The organism is Saccharothrix algeriensis (genome assembly GCF_016907655.1).
GTDB lineage: Bacteria > Actinomycetota > Actinomycetes > Mycobacteriales > Pseudonocardiaceae > Actinosynnema > Actinosynnema algeriense.
The window spans coordinates 2,281,312-2,297,346 of sequence record NZ_JAFBCL010000001.1 but is presented as its reverse complement, the minus strand read 5'-3'; the positions used below and the strand labels follow the sequence as shown (position 1 = coordinate 2,297,346).

Annotated in this window: 14 protein-coding genes; 13 read left to right on the top strand and 1 reads right to left on the bottom strand. The window is 74.9% G+C overall.

Annotated elements, in window-relative coordinates; all coding sequences use genetic code 11:
- Window positions 1-95: 95 nt before the first annotated feature.
- The 13 genes from JOE68_RS10240 to JOE68_RS10180 all read left to right on the top strand — a co-directional run bounded on the left by JOE68_RS10240 (window position 96) and on the right by JOE68_RS10180 (window position 13,946).
- Complete coding sequence (locus JOE68_RS10240) at window positions 96-752, top strand: GntR family transcriptional regulator (RefSeq protein ID WP_204842076.1); 657 nt, start codon at window positions 96-98, stop codon at window positions 750-752.
- Window positions 752-2,185 (top strand): 4-hydroxyphenylacetate 3-hydroxylase family protein, encoded by a 1,434-nt coding sequence (locus tag JOE68_RS10235; protein ID WP_204842075.1) that lies wholly within the window; start codon window positions 752-754, stop codon window positions 2,183-2,185. Before JOE68_RS10240 ends, JOE68_RS10235 begins: the two co-directional genes overlap by 1 nt.
- Window positions 2,182-2,526, top strand: coding sequence for a cupin domain-containing protein (locus tag JOE68_RS10230; protein ID WP_204842074.1), 345 nt, complete (start codon window positions 2,182-2,184; stop codon window positions 2,524-2,526). Before JOE68_RS10235 ends, JOE68_RS10230 begins: the two co-directional genes overlap by 4 nt.
- A 17-nt stretch (window positions 2,527-2,543) precedes the next feature.
- Window positions 2,544-3,065: a flavin reductase family protein gene (locus JOE68_RS10225; RefSeq protein ID WP_204842073.1), complete on the top strand. Its 522-nt coding sequence runs from the start codon at window positions 2,544-2,546 to the stop codon at window positions 3,063-3,065.
- Between the two features lie 66 nt (window positions 3,066-3,131).
- Window positions 3,132-4,577, top strand: coding sequence for a CocE/NonD family hydrolase (locus JOE68_RS10220; protein ID WP_204842072.1), 1,446 nt, complete (start codon window positions 3,132-3,134; stop codon window positions 4,575-4,577).
- Window positions 4,577-5,518 (top strand): ABC transporter permease, encoded by a 942-nt coding sequence (locus tag JOE68_RS10215; RefSeq protein ID WP_204842071.1) that lies wholly within the window; start codon window positions 4,577-4,579, stop codon window positions 5,516-5,518. Before JOE68_RS10220 ends, JOE68_RS10215 begins: the two co-directional genes overlap by 1 nt.
- Entirely contained in the window at window positions 5,515-7,383 is a 1,869-nt protein-coding gene (locus JOE68_RS10210; protein WP_307819614.1) for a dipeptide/oligopeptide/nickel ABC transporter permease/ATP-binding protein, read from the top strand. The genes JOE68_RS10215 and JOE68_RS10210 overlap by 4 nt, the downstream gene beginning before the upstream one ends.
- The gene (locus JOE68_RS10205; protein WP_204842069.1) at window positions 7,380-8,195 is read left to right on the top strand and encodes an ABC transporter ATP-binding protein; all 816 of its coding nucleotides are present in this window, start codon (window positions 7,380-7,382) and stop codon (window positions 8,193-8,195) included. The genes JOE68_RS10210 and JOE68_RS10205 overlap by 4 nt, the downstream gene beginning before the upstream one ends.
- Entirely contained in the window at window positions 8,192-9,721 is a 1,530-nt protein-coding gene (locus JOE68_RS10200; RefSeq protein ID WP_204842068.1) for an ABC transporter substrate-binding protein, read from the top strand. The genes JOE68_RS10205 and JOE68_RS10200 overlap by 4 nt, the downstream gene beginning before the upstream one ends.
- Window positions 9,722-9,820: 99 nt before the next feature.
- Window positions 9,821-10,603, top strand: coding sequence for a carbon-nitrogen family hydrolase (locus JOE68_RS10195; protein WP_204842067.1), 783 nt, complete (start codon window positions 9,821-9,823; stop codon window positions 10,601-10,603).
- Window positions 10,600-11,262: a DUF2848 family protein gene (locus JOE68_RS10190; RefSeq protein WP_204842066.1), complete on the top strand. Its 663-nt coding sequence runs from the start codon at window positions 10,600-10,602 to the stop codon at window positions 11,260-11,262. The genes JOE68_RS10195 and JOE68_RS10190 overlap by 4 nt, the downstream gene beginning before the upstream one ends.
- Window positions 11,262-12,686, top strand: a complete 1,425-nt coding sequence (locus JOE68_RS10185; RefSeq protein WP_204842065.1) for a 4-hydroxyphenylacetate 3-hydroxylase family protein — start codon at window positions 11,262-11,264, stop codon at window positions 12,684-12,686. The genes JOE68_RS10190 and JOE68_RS10185 overlap by 1 nt, the downstream gene beginning before the upstream one ends.
- A gap of 273 nt (window positions 12,687-12,959) precedes the next feature.
- Window positions 12,960-13,946, top strand: coding sequence for a GNAT family N-acetyltransferase (locus tag JOE68_RS10180; RefSeq protein ID WP_204842064.1), 987 nt, complete (start codon window positions 12,960-12,962; stop codon window positions 13,944-13,946).
- Between the two features lie 51 nt (window positions 13,947-13,997).
- Here JOE68_RS10180 and JOE68_RS10175 read toward each other — a convergent pair whose 3' ends face one another.
- Window positions 13,998-16,034 (bottom strand): iron ABC transporter permease, encoded by a 2,037-nt coding sequence (locus JOE68_RS10175; protein ID WP_204842063.1) that lies wholly within the window; start codon window positions 16,032-16,034, stop codon window positions 13,998-14,000.
- Window position 16,035 lies beyond the last annotated feature (1 nt).

Sequence of the window (16,035 nt, the reverse complement as noted above, 5' to 3'; positions counted from 1 at the left end):
CTCCCGCCGCTGGTCGCCGCCCTGCGCGCGGGGTCGGCGGCAATGCGGTCACGACCTCTTGTGCTCCTTGTCCACGGCTTGTATACATCTGGGCCATGAGCAGTTCACCACTGCCGGGGGCGTCGGCTCAGGACACGACCTACCGCTGGCTCAAGCAGCACATCGCCACGTTGCCGCCGGACGACGGCACCTTCCTCACCGAGTCCGGCGTCGCGCAGGCGGCGGGCACGTCGCGGACGCCGGTGCGCGAGGCGCTGCTGCGCCTGGAGGCCGAGGGCTTCCTGCGGATCATGCCCAAGAAGGGCGCGTTCGTGCCGCCGATCTCCGACGGCGAGGTGCGGGCGGTGATGGAGGCGCGGGCGCTGGTGGAGGACTGGTGCGTGCGCCGCGCGGTGCCCGCCGACGAGTCGTTCACCGCCGAGCTCGACCGGCTCGTGGCCGACCAGGAGGCCGCGATCGCCGACCCGCTCGGCTTCATCGAGCGGGACCGGGTCTTCCACCGCACGATCGTCCGGCGCGCGGGCAACCCGGTGCTGGCCGACTTCTACGAGACGCTGCGCGAGCGCCAGGTCCGGATGGGCCTGCGCGCGGTGTCCACCAGCGCCGACCGGTCCCGCCGGGTGCTCGACGAGCACGCCGCGATAGTGGCCGCCCTGCGCTCCGGCGACCCGGAGGAGGCGGGCCGCGCGGTCGCCGCCCACCTGGCGAGCACGCTGGCCGCGCTGCACCTGTCCGAGACGAGGGGCACGTGATGCGCACCGGAGCGGAGTACCTGGCCTCGTTGAAGGACGGCCGGCGGGTGTACGTGGACGGCGCGGTGGTGGAGGACGTCGCGCACCACCCGGCGTTCGCGCCGATCGCGCGGACCATCGGCGAGCTGTTCGACCTCGCCGCCGCCGACGACCGGTTCGCGGTGGACGGGGTGAACCGCCTGTTCACCACGCCGCGCAGTCGGGAGGACTTGGCGGCGTTCCGGGTTGCGGCGACGGTGTGGGCGGAGCACACGCACGGTTGGGTCGGGCGCAGTCCTGATCACGTGGGTGCGTTCGCCGCCGCGTTCGCCGCGCACCCGGAAGCGTTCGCCGACGACCTCGCGCCCAACGTCACCGCGTTCCAGCGCCGCATCGCCGAGCACAGCCTCTACGTCTCCTACGCGATCATCCCGCCGCAGGTGTCCCGGGCGTCGACGGCGAGCGCGTGGGAGGGGGAGTTCGTGCAGGTCGGAGTGGTGGCGGAGCGGCCGGACGGCATCGTGGTCCGGGGTGCGCAGATGCTGGCCACGGGCGGGGCGGTGGCCGACGAGATCCTGGTGTCCTGCATCAAGCCGCTGACCGCCGAGGACGCCGACTTCGCGGTGAGTTTCGCGGTGCCGGTGGGTGCGGAGGGGGTGAAGTTGTTGTGTCGTCGGCCGTACGCGCCGGCGGCGACGAGTGGGTATGACTATCCGTTGTCGTCGCGGTTCGACGAGACGGATGCGTTGGTGGTTTTCGATGATGTGTTCGTGCCGTGGGAGCGGGTGTTCGTCTTCCGTGATGTGGGGGGTTTGCGCAGGCAGTTCTTCGACACGGGTGCGCATGTGCTGGGCAACTGGCAGGCGCAGATCCGGTTCTCGGTGAAGCTGCGGTTCCTGATGGGGTTGGCGCGCAAGGTCGCGGCGGTCAACGGCGTCGACAAGTTCCCCGGCGTCGTGGAGAAGCTGGGCGAGTCGGCCTCGCTGGCGTCACTGGTGGAGTCGGCGGTGCTGGCCGCCGAGTACGCCGCCCGACCGGACGACCAGGGGCTGTGGCGGCCGGACCCCCAGGCGCTGTACGGGGTGATGGGGTTGCAGGCGGAGCTGTACCCGAGGGTGCTGGCGATCCTGCGCGACCTCGTGGGCGGCGGCGTCCTGCAGGTCCCGTCCAGCGTCGCCGACATGACCAGCGAGCAGACACGGCCCGATGTCGACCGCTACGTGCACAGCCCGGGTGTGCCGGCCGAGGACCGGGTGAAGCTGTTCAAGCTGGTGTGGGACGCGATCGGCAGCGAGTTCGCCGGTCGGCACCACCAGTACGAGATGTTCTACGCCGGAGCGCCCTTCGTGGCCAAGGGCCACGCGTTCCGCAACTACGACTTCGACACCGCGCTCGCGGAGGTCGACTCCTTCCTCGCCTCCTACGGCGCCTCCCACGGCACGGAGACACCATGAGCAAACCCGAGCACGAGTTCTTCCCCGTCACCGACGTCGACTTCACCGTCTGCCCCGGCGACGACCCCGCCATCACCGAGCGGGTCCTCTCCCGCGACGACGCGACCGGCGTCGCCACCCGGATCCTGCGCTACGCCCCCGGCGCGGACTCGACCCCGATGGGCGTGCAGCGCCACGACTTCTGGGAGGAGGTCTACATCCTGGAGGGCTCGTTCACCGACCTGACCCTCGGGCGGACCTTCACCAAGGGCATGTACGCCTGCCGCCCGCCGGGCATGGCGCACGGGCCGTGGCGCACCGACGAGGGGGTCCTGACATTCGAGGTCCGCTACCGGACCTGAGCACCCTGGAGCACCCGATGATCCCGGCAACCACCCCCGTCGACCCGCTCACCATGCGCCGCGCGATGGGCCGCTTCGCGACCGGCGTCGCCGTCGTCACCACCCGCGGGGCCGACGGCGCGCCGCACGGCATGACCGTCAACTCCCTCACCTCCGTCTCCCTCGAACCGCCGCTGCTGCTGGTGTGCCTGACCACCGGCGCGCGCAGCACCGACGCCGTCGTCTCGGCCGGCCGGTTCGCCGTCAGCATCCTGTCCAGCCGCCAGGAACACCTGGCGCTGCGCTTCGCCCGCCGCGGCGAGGACCACTTCGCCGGCCTCGACGTCACCCACGGCCGGCACCGCGTCCCGGTGATCCCGGACGCCTTCGCCCACCTGGAGTGCGACGTCGAGCGCCACTTCACCGCCGGCGACCACGTCGTGGTGATCGGCCACGTGCGCGACGCCTGCGAGCGCGACGGCGAGCCGCTGGGCTTCCTGCGCGGCCGGTTCAGCGACGTGCTCGACCGCGGGCACGCCCCGGCGCCCTGGATCTCCTGACGCCGCGCCGCCCTCCCCGAACACCCCCGAACCCCCACCACCTCCTCGAAGCGAGGTCTCCCAGCCATGCCCGAAAACCCCACCCTGCCGCCGCCGCAGCGGCTGCACGTGCCGATGAGCGACGGCGCGGTGCTGGCCGCGCTGCGCTACCCGGGCGGCTCCGCGCCGTCGCCGGTCGTCGTCACCGTCACCCCGTACCGCAAGGAGGCCGCGCAGAACGCCGACCTCGTGGCGGCCGTGCTGGACGCGGGCTACGACGTGGTCGTGGCCGACGTGCGCGGGTTCGGCGGCTCGACCGGGCCGTACCGCGGAGTGCTCTCCGAACGCGAGTCCCTCGACACCGCCGAGCTGCTGGAGTGGTTGGCGGACCAGGACTTCTGCGACGGCCGCACGGCCATGGTCGGCGGGTCGTACTGCGGCGTCAACCAGCTGCTGGCGGCCGTCCGGCGACCGCGCGGCCTGCGCTGCATCGCGCCGTGGATCGCGCCGACCGACACCTACCGGGACATGTGGAAGCGCGGCGGCATCCCCTCGCACACCGCCTGGGGCGCCCGGACCTTCCTCAACGCCCAGCGCGAGGACACGCGCCGCGAAGGGCTGCGGCACTTCTACTCCGAGCTGGTGGACGAGCCGTTCGACACGGACCTGTTCCACCGCGTGGACCTCGACCGGCTGGACGTGCCCGCCCTGTTCATCGGCGGGTGGCAGGACTACTTCCTGCGCGGCACCGTGCGCGGGTTCCGTCGGGCGGCGGGCCCGAAGCGGCTGCTGGTGGGCAACTGGAGCCACGAGCCGTTCCTCGGCCCCGAGCTGCGCGGCGAACTCGTCGCCTGGCTGGACTTCTGGCTGCGCGACCGGGGCGAGGACCCGACCGCGCCGGGGGCCAACGCCCGCCTGTCGGTGTTCGGGACCGACGAGTGGACCACGCGCGGCGGCTGGCCCGAACCGGACTGGGCGCGCTGGGAGCCGGTGGCCGAGCCGACCCCGGTGGCGGTGGCCGCGAGCCTGCTCAGCACGCCGCCCGCCCCGCCCACCGCGGTGCACCCCCTGGTGGACCTGGCCACCGAGTCGGGGATGCGGCTGTGGGGCGAGTCCGCCGCGTTCGACCTGCCGGTCACCCGGTCCACCGCGCTGCTGGGCCACGTCGGCCTGTCGGCCGTGCTGTCCGTCGAGGGCTGCGACGACGTCGACCTGCACGCCCGCCTCTCGGTGGTGCGCGCGGGCGGCGAGGTCCAGCAGGTCACCGAGGGCCGGCTGCGCGCCTCGCACCGCGCCGTGGACGCGGCGCGCAGCGGGACCGCCGAGCCGTGGCACCCGCACGACCGCGCGGAGAAGCTGCCGCAGGGCGAGCCGGTGGTGCTCGACGTGGAGGTCTACCCGGTGCACCTGCGGCTGGAGCCCGGCGACGCGCTGCGGCTGGGCGTCACGGTGACCGCGGCCGACGAGTCCGGGTCGCCCGCCACCGCCGCGCTCCTGCCCGGCACCGTCGTGCTGCTGCCCGGGAGCCGGTGATGCTGCGCCTGGTCGGCGGCCGGCTGCTGTGGTCGGTCCCGCTGCTGGTCGTGCTGTCCGCCCTGACCTTCCTGCTGGCCTGGCTGACGCCCGGCGACGCCGCGCGGGTGGTGCTGGGCACCAACACCGACCCGGCCGCCTACGCGCAGGTCCGGTCGCAGCTCGGCCTGGACCGGTCGCTGCCCGAGCAGTACGGGGCGTGGCTGGCCGGCGCGGTGCGCGGCGACCTGGGCCGCTCGCTGTTCACCGGCGAGCCGGTGTCGGCGATCGTCGACTCGCGGCTGGCGGTGAGCCTGTCCCTGCTGGTGCTGTCCGCCCTGGTGATCGCGGTGGTCGGCGTCGCGCTGGGGCTGTCCGGCGCGCTGCGCGGCGGTGTGCCCGGCCGGCTGCTGGACGGCCTGTCGGTGGTCGCGATGAGCGTGCCGACGCCGTGGCTGGGACTGGTGCTGGTGCTGGTGTTCGCGGTGGAGCTGGCGTGGTTCCCGGTCACCGGGTACGTGCCGGTGGCGCAGTCGCCGGGCGGGTGGGCGCTGGCGCTGGCGCTGCCGGTGGTGTGCCTGGCGGCGGGCGGGGTCGCGGTGATCGCCAAGCAGGTGCGGGGCGCGGTGGTGGAGGTGCTGGGCAGGCCCTTCATCCGGGCGCTGCGCGCCAACGGGCTGCCGGCGCGGCGGATCATCGGCCGGCACGTGGCCAGGAACGCGGCGCTGCCGGTGGTCTCGGTGTTCGGCGTGGTGCTGATCGGCCTGCTCGGCGGGTCGGTCGTGGTGGAGCAGCTGTTCGCGCTGCCCGGCCTCGGGCAGCTCGCCGTCACCGCCGCCGCGCAGCACGACCTGCCGGTGCTGCAGGGGGTCGTGCTGTGCTTCACGGTCCTGGTCGTCGTGGTGAACCTGCTGGTCGACCTGGTCACCGGCTGGCTGGACCCGCGGGTGGTGGCGCGGTGAGCGCGTGGCGCGCGGCCGTGCGCCGGCCGCTGGGCGCGCTGTGCCTGGGGTGGCTGGGCCTGGTCGTCCTGGCCTGCGCCGGTGCGGACCTCCTGGCCCCCTACGACCCGCAGGAGCAGGACCTGGCGTCGGTCTACAGCGGACCGACGTGGGCGCACTGGCTGGGCACCGACCAGCTCGGCCGCGACGTCCTCAGCCGCGTGCTGCACGGCGGGCAGGTCAGCCTGCTGGTCGTGGGCCAGGCGCTGGTCGCCTACCTGGTGCTGGGCTGCGCGGCGGGCGTGCTCGCGGGCTACCGGCGCGGTCTGCTCGACCGGGTCGTGCTGCGGGTGAGCGACCTGGCGCTGGCCATGCCCACCGTGGTGATCCTGCTGGTGGTGCTGGCGATCCGCCCGCACGACGAGTCCGCCGCGATGATCACCCTCGGCGTGCTGTCGGCCGCCGGGCTGGCCCGGGTGGTGCGCGCGTCCACCGCCGCGGTGCGCGACGAGCCGTTCGTCGCCGCCGCGCGGGTCGCGGGCCTGACCACGCCGCTCGTCCTGAGCCGCCACGTGCTGCCGTCGGTCGTCGGCCCGGTCATCTCGCTGGTCGCCCTGGTCGCGGGCTCGGCGCTGCTCGTGGAGGCGTCCCTGGGCTTCCTCGGGCTGGGCGTGCAGCCGCCCGAGCCGAGCTGGGGCGGCCTGATCGCCGAGGCGTCCCAGGCGATCTACCGGCAGCCGTGGCTGCTGGTGCCCAGCGGCGGCGTGGTGGCGCTGACGGCCATCGCCTGCGCGGTGCTCGGCGACGTCCTGCGGGACGCCGCGGACGACCGCACCAGCCGCGAGCCGCTGTCCTGGCAGCGGATGCGGACGCGGGTCGTCCGGCGGGCCGGCGCGCCGGCCGACGGCGCGGCGGTGCTGTCGGTGCGCGGGCTGTCGGTGCGGCTGGCGGACGGCACGACCGTGGTCGACGACGTGGGCTTCGACCTGCACCCCGGCACGGCGCTGGGCCTGGTCGGGGAGTCGGGCTGCGGCAAGACGATGACGGTGTCCGCCGTGCTGCGGCTGCTGCCGCCCGGCGCGGTGGTGGAGGCGGCCGAGGTGCGCTTCGCCGGCCGCGACCTGCTGGCGCTGGACGAGCGCGGCATGGCGGGCGTGCGCGGCGGCGGCATCGGCTACCTCGCGCAGGACCCGGTCGCGAGCCTGGACCCGCTGTTCACGGTGGGCGACCAGCTCCGGGAGGCGGTCCGCCACCACCACCGGGGCGCGACCGGCGCGGAGGTGCGCCGCCGGGTGGTGGAGCTGCTGGAGGACGTGCGCCTGCCCGACCCGGCCGAGGTGCAGGCCAAGTACCCGCACGAGCTGTCCGGCGGGATGGCGCAGCGGGTGGCGATCGCGCGCGCCCTGGCCGGCGAGCCGGCCGTGCTGGTCGCCGACGAGCCGACGACCGCGCTGGACGTGACCGTGCAGGCCGGGATCCTCGACCTGCTGCGGGAGCTGCGCGAGCGCACCGGCATGGCGCTGGTGCTGGTCACCCACGACTGGGGCGTCGTCGCCGACACCTGCGACGCGGCCGTGGTCATGTACGCCGGGCAGGTCGTGGAGCGGACCGACGTGCGGCGGGTGTTCGCCGAGCCGCGCCACCCGTACACGGCGGCGCTGCTGGCCGCCGACCCGAACGCGGCGGAGCCCGGCGCGCGGCTGCCCGTGCTGCCCGGTTCGGTGCCCGCGCCCGGCCACTGGCCGCACGGCTGCCGGTTCGCCCCGCGCTGCGCGTTCGCGACCGCCGACTGCGCGCGGCCGGTGCCCGTCACGGACGAGCCGCTGCACGGCAGCTACCGCTGCGTCCACCCCAGGAGCGGCACGACGACGGGAGCCGGGCGATGAAGCCCCTGCTCGACATCGCGGACCTGGAGGTCCGCTACGGCCCGGCGGTCGCGCTGTCCGGCGTGTCGCTGTCGGTCCCGCCCGGCACGACGGTCGGCCTGGTCGGCGAGTCCGGCTCGGGCAAGACGACGCTGGGCAAGGCCGTGCTCGGCCTGGTGCCGGTCGCCGGCGGCGCGATCCGGCTGGCCGGCCGGGAGATCACCGAGCTGCGCCCGAAGGAGCGCCGCGCGCTCAGCGGCGTCGTCCAGGTGGTGTTCCAGAACCCGTACCTGTCGTTCAACCCGAGGCGCACCATCGGGCAGGCCGTGGCGGAGGCGCTGCCGCGCGGCACGCGCCGCGACGAGGCGCGCGAGCGGGTCGCCGCGATGCTGGACCGGGTGGGCGTCGACCCCGACGCCGCGCGCCGCTACCCCGGCCAGTTCTCCGGCGGCCAGCTCCAGCGCATCGCCATCGCCCGCGCCCTGGTGCCCGACCCGCGCCTGCTGATCTGCGACGAGGCGGTCAGCGCGCTGGACCTGTCGGTGCAGGCGCACGTGCTCAACCTGCTGGCCGACCTGCGCGCCGAGCGCGGGCTGTCCTACCTGTTCATCACCCACGACCTGGCCGTGGTGCGGCACGTCGCGGACCGCGTGGTGGTGCTGCGCCGGGGCGAGGTCGTGGAGTCGGGCCGGGTGGACGACGTCTGCGAGCGCCCGCGCCACCCCTACACCCGGGAACTGCTGGCCGCCGCGCCGGTGCCCGACCCCGTGGCGCAGGCCCGCCGCCGCGCCGAACGCCGTGCCCCCGCCCCGAGAGAGGACCCCCTCCGATGAGAAGACTCCCCGCCCTGCTGGCGGCCTGCGCCCTGCTGGCCGCCGGGTGCGCCGGAAACCCCTCGGCGGGCGCCGCCGACGACACGCTGGTCATCGCGCTGCCCGCGCCGCCGGAGAGCCTGGACCCCGCCCGGAACGGCGCGGGCGGGCAGGGGATCGTGCACTGGCTGAGCTACGAGCCGCTGATCCGGGCCAACTCCGACGGCACGTTCAGCGCGGCCATCGCCTCGGACTGGAAGTACGCCGGTCCCGGCAACACGCGGTTCGAGATGACCATCCGGTCGGGCGTGAAGTTCGCCGACGGCACCGCGGTCGACCCGGCGGCGGTGGTCGCGACGCTGAAGCACTACCTGGTCAGCCCCGGCCCGATGGCCCCGTTCCTGACCGGGATCAGCGAGGTGAGCAGCGACGGCCCGATCGTCCGGGTCGAGCTGACCAAGCCGAACCCGATCCTGCCCTACGTGTTCAGCCAGCTGGTGAACTGGGGCGACGTGATCAGCCCGGCGGGGCTGGCCCAGCCCGACCAGCTGACCTCCCGGACGTTCGGCGCGGGCGCCTACGCGCTCGACCCGTCGGCCACGGTCGCGGGCGACCACTACACGTTCGTGCGCAACGCCCACTACTACCGGCCCGAGGCGCAGCGGTTCGAGAAGGTCGTGGTGCGCGTGATCCCCGACCCGAACTCGGCGATGCAGGCCCTGGCGAGCGGTCAGGTCGACGTGAACCTCAACGCCACGGCGACGCTCGCGGACCAGGCGCGGCGCAGCGGGGCGTCGGTGCTGGAGGGCAACCCCGGCGTGCTGGCCCTGTACCTGGTCGACCGGGCCGGGCAGACCACGCCCGCGCTGGGCGACGTGCGGGTGCGCCAGGCGCTCAACCACGCCGTGGACCGCTCGGCGATCGCCGCGGCGCTGGGCCCCGGGCACAGCGCCGTCGGCCAGATCGCCGCCGCCGGGACCGACGGCCACGACCCGGCGCTGGAGGCGACCTACGCCCACGACCCGGACCGGGCGCGGCGGCTGCTGGCCGAAGCCGGGTACGCCGACGGGCTGTCGTTCGAGCTGGTGGACCTGCTGACGTTCGGGATGAACACCGCGTCCCAGGCCGTGGCCGCGCAGTTGGCGAAGGTCGGGGTGGACGTGCGCGTCCAGACCGACGGCAACGACCTGAACCGGTACGTCGCCGACCTGTCCTCGCGCCGGTTCTCCGCCACCACGTTCCGGCTCACCACGCCGCTGTTCGCCAGCGCGCTGTTCAACATCACCGGCGCGGCCTCGCCGCTGAACCCGTTCCAGAGCGCGGACCCGGACGTCGAGCGGGCGTTCGCGGCGCTGGCCACCGCGGCGGAGACCGAGCAGGAGCCGGCCGCGCGGGAGTTCAGCCGCGTGGTGGTCGACGAGGCGTGGTTCCTGCCGGTCGTGGCGGTCCAGAACTACGTGTTCGCCAAGGGCGTCGCGGGGCTCGGCGGCTACGCGCCGAACGGGGCGCTGGACGTGCTGTCGTGGGCGCCGCAGGGCGGGGCCTGACCGCGCCCACCGGCGCACCGGGCTCTCCACCGGGGCCGCAGTCTGCCCACCACTTGTATGCAACTGGTCTACCAATCGTCTACCTGAGCGGGGAACGGCATGAAGATCGCACTGGTCCAGGTGGCCAGCCCACCGGGGGAAGCACCCGACGACCGCCGCGCGCGCGTCGGCCGGCTGGTCGCCGGCGCGCGCGGCGCGGACCTGGTGGTGCTGCCCGAGCTGTGGGCGGCGGGCTACTTCGCGTTCGACGACTACGCGCGGCGGTCCGAGCCGCTGGCGGGGCCGACCGTCGGCGCGGCGCGGCGGTGGGCCGCCGAGCTGGGCGCGCACGTCCACCTGGGCAGCGTCGTCGAGCGCGACGGGCGCGGCCGGCTGTTCAACACCGCCGTGCTGGTCGCGCCGGACGGCCGGATCGCGCACACCTACCGCAAGGTGCACGTCTTCGGGCACGCCTCGCGGGAGGCCGAGCTGCTGACGCCGGGCGACGCGCTCGACGTGGCCGACACCGCGTTCGGGCCGCTCGGCGCGACCACGTGCTACGACCTGCGCTTCCCCGAGCTGTGGCGGGAGCTGGTGGACCGGGGCGCGCAGACCGTCGTCGTCCCGGCGGCGTGGCCGGCCGCCCGGCGCGAGCACTGGCGGCTGTTCACCTCGTGCCGGGCGGTGGAGCAGCAGGTGCTGCTGGTCGCGTGCAACGCGGTGGGCGTGCAGGAGGGCGTCGAGCTGGCCGGGTGCAGCCGGGTGGTCGACCCGTGGGGGACCGTGCTGGCCGAGGCGGGCGCCGACGAGGGCGTGACGGTGTGCGAGGTCGACCCGGCCGTCGTGCCGCGGGTGCGCGCCGGGTTCCCCGTGCTGGCCGACCGGCGCTGGGGGCGGTCATGACGGTGGTGCTGCACGTGGCGGGCTCCGGGGAGGAGCTGGCGCTGACCCCGGCGCGGCTGGTCGTCGCCGGGTACACCGCGCGGGACGTCGCCTCGGTGGAGGCGCACATCGAGGAGCTGGCCGCGATCGGCGTGCCGCGACCGCCGAGCGTGCCCGCGTTCTACGACCTCGACCCGGCGCTGCTGACCACCGACGCCGTCGTGGCGGTCGGCGGGCCGGCGACCTCCGGCGAGGTCGAGCCGGTGGTGATCAGGTCGGGCGGGCGGCACTTCCTGGGCGTCGGCTCCGACCACACCGACCGGGACCTGGAGCGCGCGGACATCGCCGCGGCCAAGGCCGCGTGCCCCAAGCCGCTGGGCGCGCGCGTGGTGGAGGTCGACCTCGCGACCGCGGACTGGGCCGGCCTGCTCGCCGAGTCCAGCGTGGACGGCTGGCAGTACCAGCGCGGCCCGGTCTCGACCCTGCGCCACCCGGTCGACCTCCTGGACCGGATGGCGGCGGTGCTCGGCCCCGTCGAAGGCGACCTGGTGCTGTTCTGCGGCACCTTGCCGCTGCTGGCGGGGGAGTTCAGCTACGGCGGCTACTGGCGGGTGCACCTGGAAGTGCCCGGCGGCCCGCTGTTGTCCCACGCCTACGAGATCAAGCAGAGGAGCACGTGATGCGCACCGGAGCGGAGTACCTGGCCTCGTTGAAGGACGGCCGGCGGGTGTACGTCGACGGCGCCGCCGTGGACGACATCGCGCACCACCCGGCGTTCGCCCCGATCGCGCGGACCGTGGCGGAGCTGTTCGACCTCGCCGCCGCATCCCCGGTCATGACGACCACCGACGGCGACCGCACGGTCAACCGCCTGTTCACCACGCCGCGCAGTCGGGAGGATCTGGCGGCGTTCCGGGTTGCGGCGACGGTGTGGGCGGAGCACACGCACGGTTGGGTCGGGCGCAGTCCTGATCATGTGGGTGCGTTCGTCGCCGCGTTCGCCGCGCACCCAGAGGCGTTCAGCGGTGATCTTGCGGCCAACGTCGTCGCCTACCGCGAACGGGTGCAGGCGGAGAACCTCTACGTCTCCTACGCGATCATCCCGCCGCAGGTGTCCCGGGCGTCGACGGCGAGCGCGTGGGAGGGGGAGTTCGTGCAGGTCGGAGTGGTGGCAGAGCGCTCGGACGGCATCGTGGTGCGCGGTGCGCAGATGCTGGCGACCGGCGGGGCGGTGGCCGACGAGATCCTGGTGTCCTGCATCAAACCCCTCGGTCCGGACGACGCGGATTTCGCGGTGAGTTTCGCGGTGCCGGTGGGTGCGGAGGGGGTGAAGTTGTTGTGTCGTCGGCCGTACGCGCCGGCGGCGAGCAGCGTCTATGACTATCCGTTGTCGTCGCGGTTCGACGAGACGGACGCGTTGTTGGTTTTCGATGATGTGTTCGTGCCGTGGGAGCGGGTGTTCGTCTTCCGTGATGTGGGGGGTTTGCGCAGGCAGTTCTTCGACACGGGTGCGCATGTGCTGGGCAACTGGCAGGCGCAGATCCGGTTCTCGGTGAAGCTGCGGTTCCTGGCGGGGCTGGCGCGCAAGGTCGCGGCGGTCAACGGCGTCGACAAGTTCCCCGGCGTGGTCGAGAAACTGGGTGAACTGGCGTCCTTGGTCTCGCTGGTGGAATCGGCGGTGCTGGCGGCCGAGCACACGGCCTCGGCCGACGAGCAGGGCATGTGGCGGCCGGGCGCGCGGGCGTTGTACGGGGTGATGGGGTTGCAGGCGGAGTTGTACCCGAGGGTGCTGGCGATCCTGCGCGACCTGGTGGGCGGCGGCGTCCTGCAGGTCCCGTCCAGCGTGGCGGACATGGTCAGCCCGGAGACGCGGCCGGACGTGGATCGGTACGTGCACAGCCCGGGTGTGCCCGCGGAGGACCGGGTGAAGCTGTTCAAGCTGGTGTGGGACGCGATCGGCAGCGAGTTCGCCGGTCGGCACCACCAGTACGAGATGTTCTACGCCGGTGCGCCCTTCGTGGCCAAGGGCTACGCGTTCCGCAACTACGGCTTCGAGCAGGCCACCGCCGCCGTCGACTCCTTCCTGGGCAGCTACGACCTCTGACGTCGCGCAGCCGGCCGCCGGCCCGCGGGGAGGCCGCTCGCCACTGCCGGCGGGCGGCCTTCCCACAGGCTGAATCGTGCTTCCCCTTGTGGTGACAATGGAAGTACGGCCACGGGGCATCCACAGGGGGAGCACGCGGACATCAGGTCGTTCGTCCCCGGGTTGCCGGACACCCCGGCGCGGACAACGCCCGCGTGAACCACGTGCTGGGGCGCCGGGCGGTGCGCGTGCCACGGGCCGTCGAGGAGTCGGCGATCGGATGGGGGGCAACGGGTGAACCTGGAACTGGTGGAGCTGGACCCGCACCGCGCGGAGCGCGCCGACCTGGCCGAGTACGCCCGGATCTGGCGGACGCACGCCGACCCGGAAGACGGCGCGGTGGACTACGACAGCCTGGTCGCGCGGATGCGCAACCCGTTCCCCGGCCTCGGCGCGGCCGGGTACCGGCTGGTGCGCGCCGGCGACGGCGTCGTGGGGCTGGTCTACCTGCGGTTCCCGGAGGACGAGAACCGCCACCTCGCGCTGGCCGAGGTGGTGGTGCACCCCGACCACCGGCGGCGGGGCATCGGCACGGCCGCGGTGCGCGCGCTGCTGCCCGAGCTGCGCACCCGCGGCCGGCGGGTGGTCGAGGGCTGGCTCGTGGAGGCGGGCGGCCCGGGTGACCGCTGGGCCAGGACCCTGGGGTTCCGCACGGTGCGGTCGGTCACGCGGATGGCGCTGGACCTCGCCGGCGCGGACCGCTCGCGGTGGGTGGTCCAGCCGCCCGCCGGCTACCGGCTGGAGCGGTGGACCGACGCGGCCCCCCGGGAGCTGCTCGCGTCCTACGCGCGGGCGCGCTGCGCGATCCACGACGCGCCGTCCGGGCGGTCGGAGTTCCGGTCGCCGGACTGGACGCCGCAGCGGGTCCGGGAGGCCGAGCGGGAGAACCGGGCCAAGGGCATCACCCAGCGGGTGGTGGCGGCCCTGTGCGGCGACGCGGTGGTCGGGCTGACCGAGGTGGTCCGCCCGCCCCGCCGGCGCGACGAGTACCTGCAGGGCGACACGGCCGTGCTCGCCGCGCACCGCGGGCGGCGGATCGGGTTGTGGCTCAAGGGGGAGATGGCGCGGTGGCTGCTCGCCGAGGAACCGGGCCTGACCCGCGTCTCGACGGCGACCGACAGCGACAACGAGCACATGATCCGGGTCAACCACGAGATGGGCTTCCACATCACCGAGACCCGGCTGGTGGTCGCGCACGACGTCGAGGGGATCCGGGTGTAGCCGGCGCGGTCCGTCCCCTCTCCGGACCGCGCCGGCCGCTCCCGCGGCGGCTCAGCGCGCCTGCCTGGTGCGCCACAGCACCAGCACGAAGTACGGCGTCCCGACCAGCGCGATCACCAGCCCGGCCGGCACCTGCGCGGGCGCGATCACGGTGCGCCCCAGCGTGTCCGCCGCGCTGACCAGGATCGCGCCGATGGCCGCCGCCACGGGCAGCACGCGCGCGTTGCGCCCGCCGACCAGCGACCGCGCCAGGTGCGGCGCGACGAGCCCGACGAACGCCACCACGCCGATCGCCGACACCGCCGTGGCCGCCAGCGCCCCGGACGCGCCCAGGATCGCCAGCCGCGACCGCTCCACGCGCATCCCCAGCACGCGCGGGGTGTCGTCGTCCAGGCCGTGCACGTCCAGGTCCCGGTGCCGCGCCCACAGCAGCGGCGCCAGCAGCGCCAGGGACAGCCCGACCGGCAGCACCTGCTCAAGGGTCCGCCCGTAGGTCGAGCCGGACAGCCAGGTCAGCGCCTTCGCGCTGTTCCACGGGTCGGAGGTGACGATCAGCAGGGTGATCAGCGCCGTGCCGCCCGACCACAGGGCGATGCCGATGACCACCAGCCGGTCCGGCTCCAGGCCCGACCGCCACGCCAGGCCGTAGACCAGCGCGAAGGCCACCAGCGCGCCGACGCCCGCCGCGCCCGCGACCGACCAGGCCCCGGCCGCCGGCACGACGGTGATCAGCGCGATGGCGCCGACCCCGGCGCCGGCGGTGATGCCGAGCAGGCCGGGTTCGGCCAGCGGGTTGCGGCTCACCGACTGGATGCCGCAGCCCGACACGGCCAGCGCCGCGCCCGCGCCCAGCGCCGCCAGCACCCGCGGCAGCCGCTGGTCCAGCACGAAGGTCAGCGCGGTGCCGCTGCGCCCGGCGACCCAGTTGGCCAGGTCGCCCAGCAGCACCAGCCGGTCGCCGAGCAGCAGCCCGACCACCGGCGCGGCGGCCAGCAGGGCGGCCAGCGCCGCGCCCGCGGCCACCAGCCGGCGGCGCGACCCGGCCACGCCGACCCGGCCCGCCGGCGCCTGCCTGCCCGACCGCCCGCCCGCGGGGCGGCCCCGCCGCGCCAGCCAGATCAGCACGACCGCGCCCAGGACGGTGGTCGTGACGCCGGTCGGCACGCGCAGCGCCCCCGCCGAGCCCATCACCGCGCGCAGCAGCACGTCCGCGCCGACCACCAGCAGCACGCCGACCAGACCGGACACCGGCAGCAGCACGCGGTGCCCGCCCAGCCGGGGCGCCAGCGGGACCAGCAGGCGGGTGATCACCGGCGCGCACAGCCCCACGAAGCCGACCGGTCCGGCGACCGTCACCGCCGCGGCCGTGAGCGCCACGGTCAGCAGCACCGCGCCGATCCGCGTCCGCCGCACCCGCAGGCCGAGCACGGCCGCGTTGTCGTCGCCGAGGGCCAGGACGTCCAGCGACCGGCCCATCGCGACCAGCGCCGCCGTCCCGGCCAGCACCACGGGCGCCATCCGCGCGGTGGTGTCCAGGTCGCTGACGGTCAGCGACCCGCTGCCCCAGGCGAACAGCCCGGTCGTCTCCTGCTCGTACACCAGCAGCAGCAGGATGGTCAGCGACTGCAGCGCCAGCGCGACCGCCGAGCCGACCAGCACCAGCCGGGGGCCGGTCGACCCGCCGCCGGACAGCGCCAGCACCGCCGCCGCCGCGCCCAGCCCGCCGACGAACGCGGCGGCGCCCGCGGGCAGCGCGGGCAGGCTCAGGCCGAACGCGGCGATCGCCACGACGGCCAGGTGCGCGCCCGCGTTGACGGCCAGCGTGTCCGGCGCGGCCAGCGGGTTGCGCGCCACCGACTGCATCCCCGCGCCCGCCACGCCGAGCGCGACGCCGAGCAGCAGCGCGGTGAGCAGGCGCGGCACCCGGGAGCCGGCCAGCACGGCGAGCGTCCCGGCGTCGCCCTGCCCGACCGCGGCCCGCAGGACGTCGAGCACGCCGGTGGTGGACGTGCCCTGGGTGAGGTGGACGGCGCAGAGCGCGGCGACGAGCGCCGCGATCCCCGCCGTCACGGCGGCGGTCCGGAGCACG

Excerpts from the sequence above, each read along its gene's own strand:
- JOE68_RS10240 (WP_204842076.1), top strand. The coding sequence starts at position 96 with ATGAGCAGTTCACCACTGCCGGGGGCGTCGGCTCAGGACACGACCTAC.
- JOE68_RS10235 (WP_204842075.1), top strand. The coding sequence starts at position 752 with ATGCGCACCGGAGCGGAGTACCTGGCCTCGTTGAAGGACGGCCGGCGG.
- JOE68_RS10230 (WP_204842074.1), top strand. The coding sequence starts at position 2,182 with ATGAGCAAACCCGAGCACGAGTTCTTCCCCGTCACCGACGTCGACTTC.
- JOE68_RS10225 (WP_204842073.1), top strand. The coding sequence starts at position 2,544 with ATGATCCCGGCAACCACCCCCGTCGACCCGCTCACCATGCGCCGCGCG.
- JOE68_RS10220 (WP_204842072.1), top strand. The coding sequence starts at position 3,132 with ATGCCCGAAAACCCCACCCTGCCGCCGCCGCAGCGGCTGCACGTGCCG.
- JOE68_RS10215 (WP_204842071.1), top strand. The coding sequence starts at position 4,577 with ATGCTGCGCCTGGTCGGCGGCCGGCTGCTGTGGTCGGTCCCGCTGCTG.
- JOE68_RS10205 (WP_204842069.1), top strand. The coding sequence starts at position 7,380 with ATGAAGCCCCTGCTCGACATCGCGGACCTGGAGGTCCGCTACGGCCCG.
- JOE68_RS10200 (WP_204842068.1), top strand. The coding sequence starts at position 8,192 with ATGAGAAGACTCCCCGCCCTGCTGGCGGCCTGCGCCCTGCTGGCCGCC.
- JOE68_RS10195 (WP_204842067.1), top strand. The coding sequence starts at position 9,821 with ATGAAGATCGCACTGGTCCAGGTGGCCAGCCCACCGGGGGAAGCACCC.
- JOE68_RS10190 (WP_204842066.1), top strand. The coding sequence starts at position 10,600 with ATGACGGTGGTGCTGCACGTGGCGGGCTCCGGGGAGGAGCTGGCGCTG.
- JOE68_RS10185 (WP_204842065.1), top strand. The coding sequence starts at position 11,262 with ATGCGCACCGGAGCGGAGTACCTGGCCTCGTTGAAGGACGGCCGGCGG.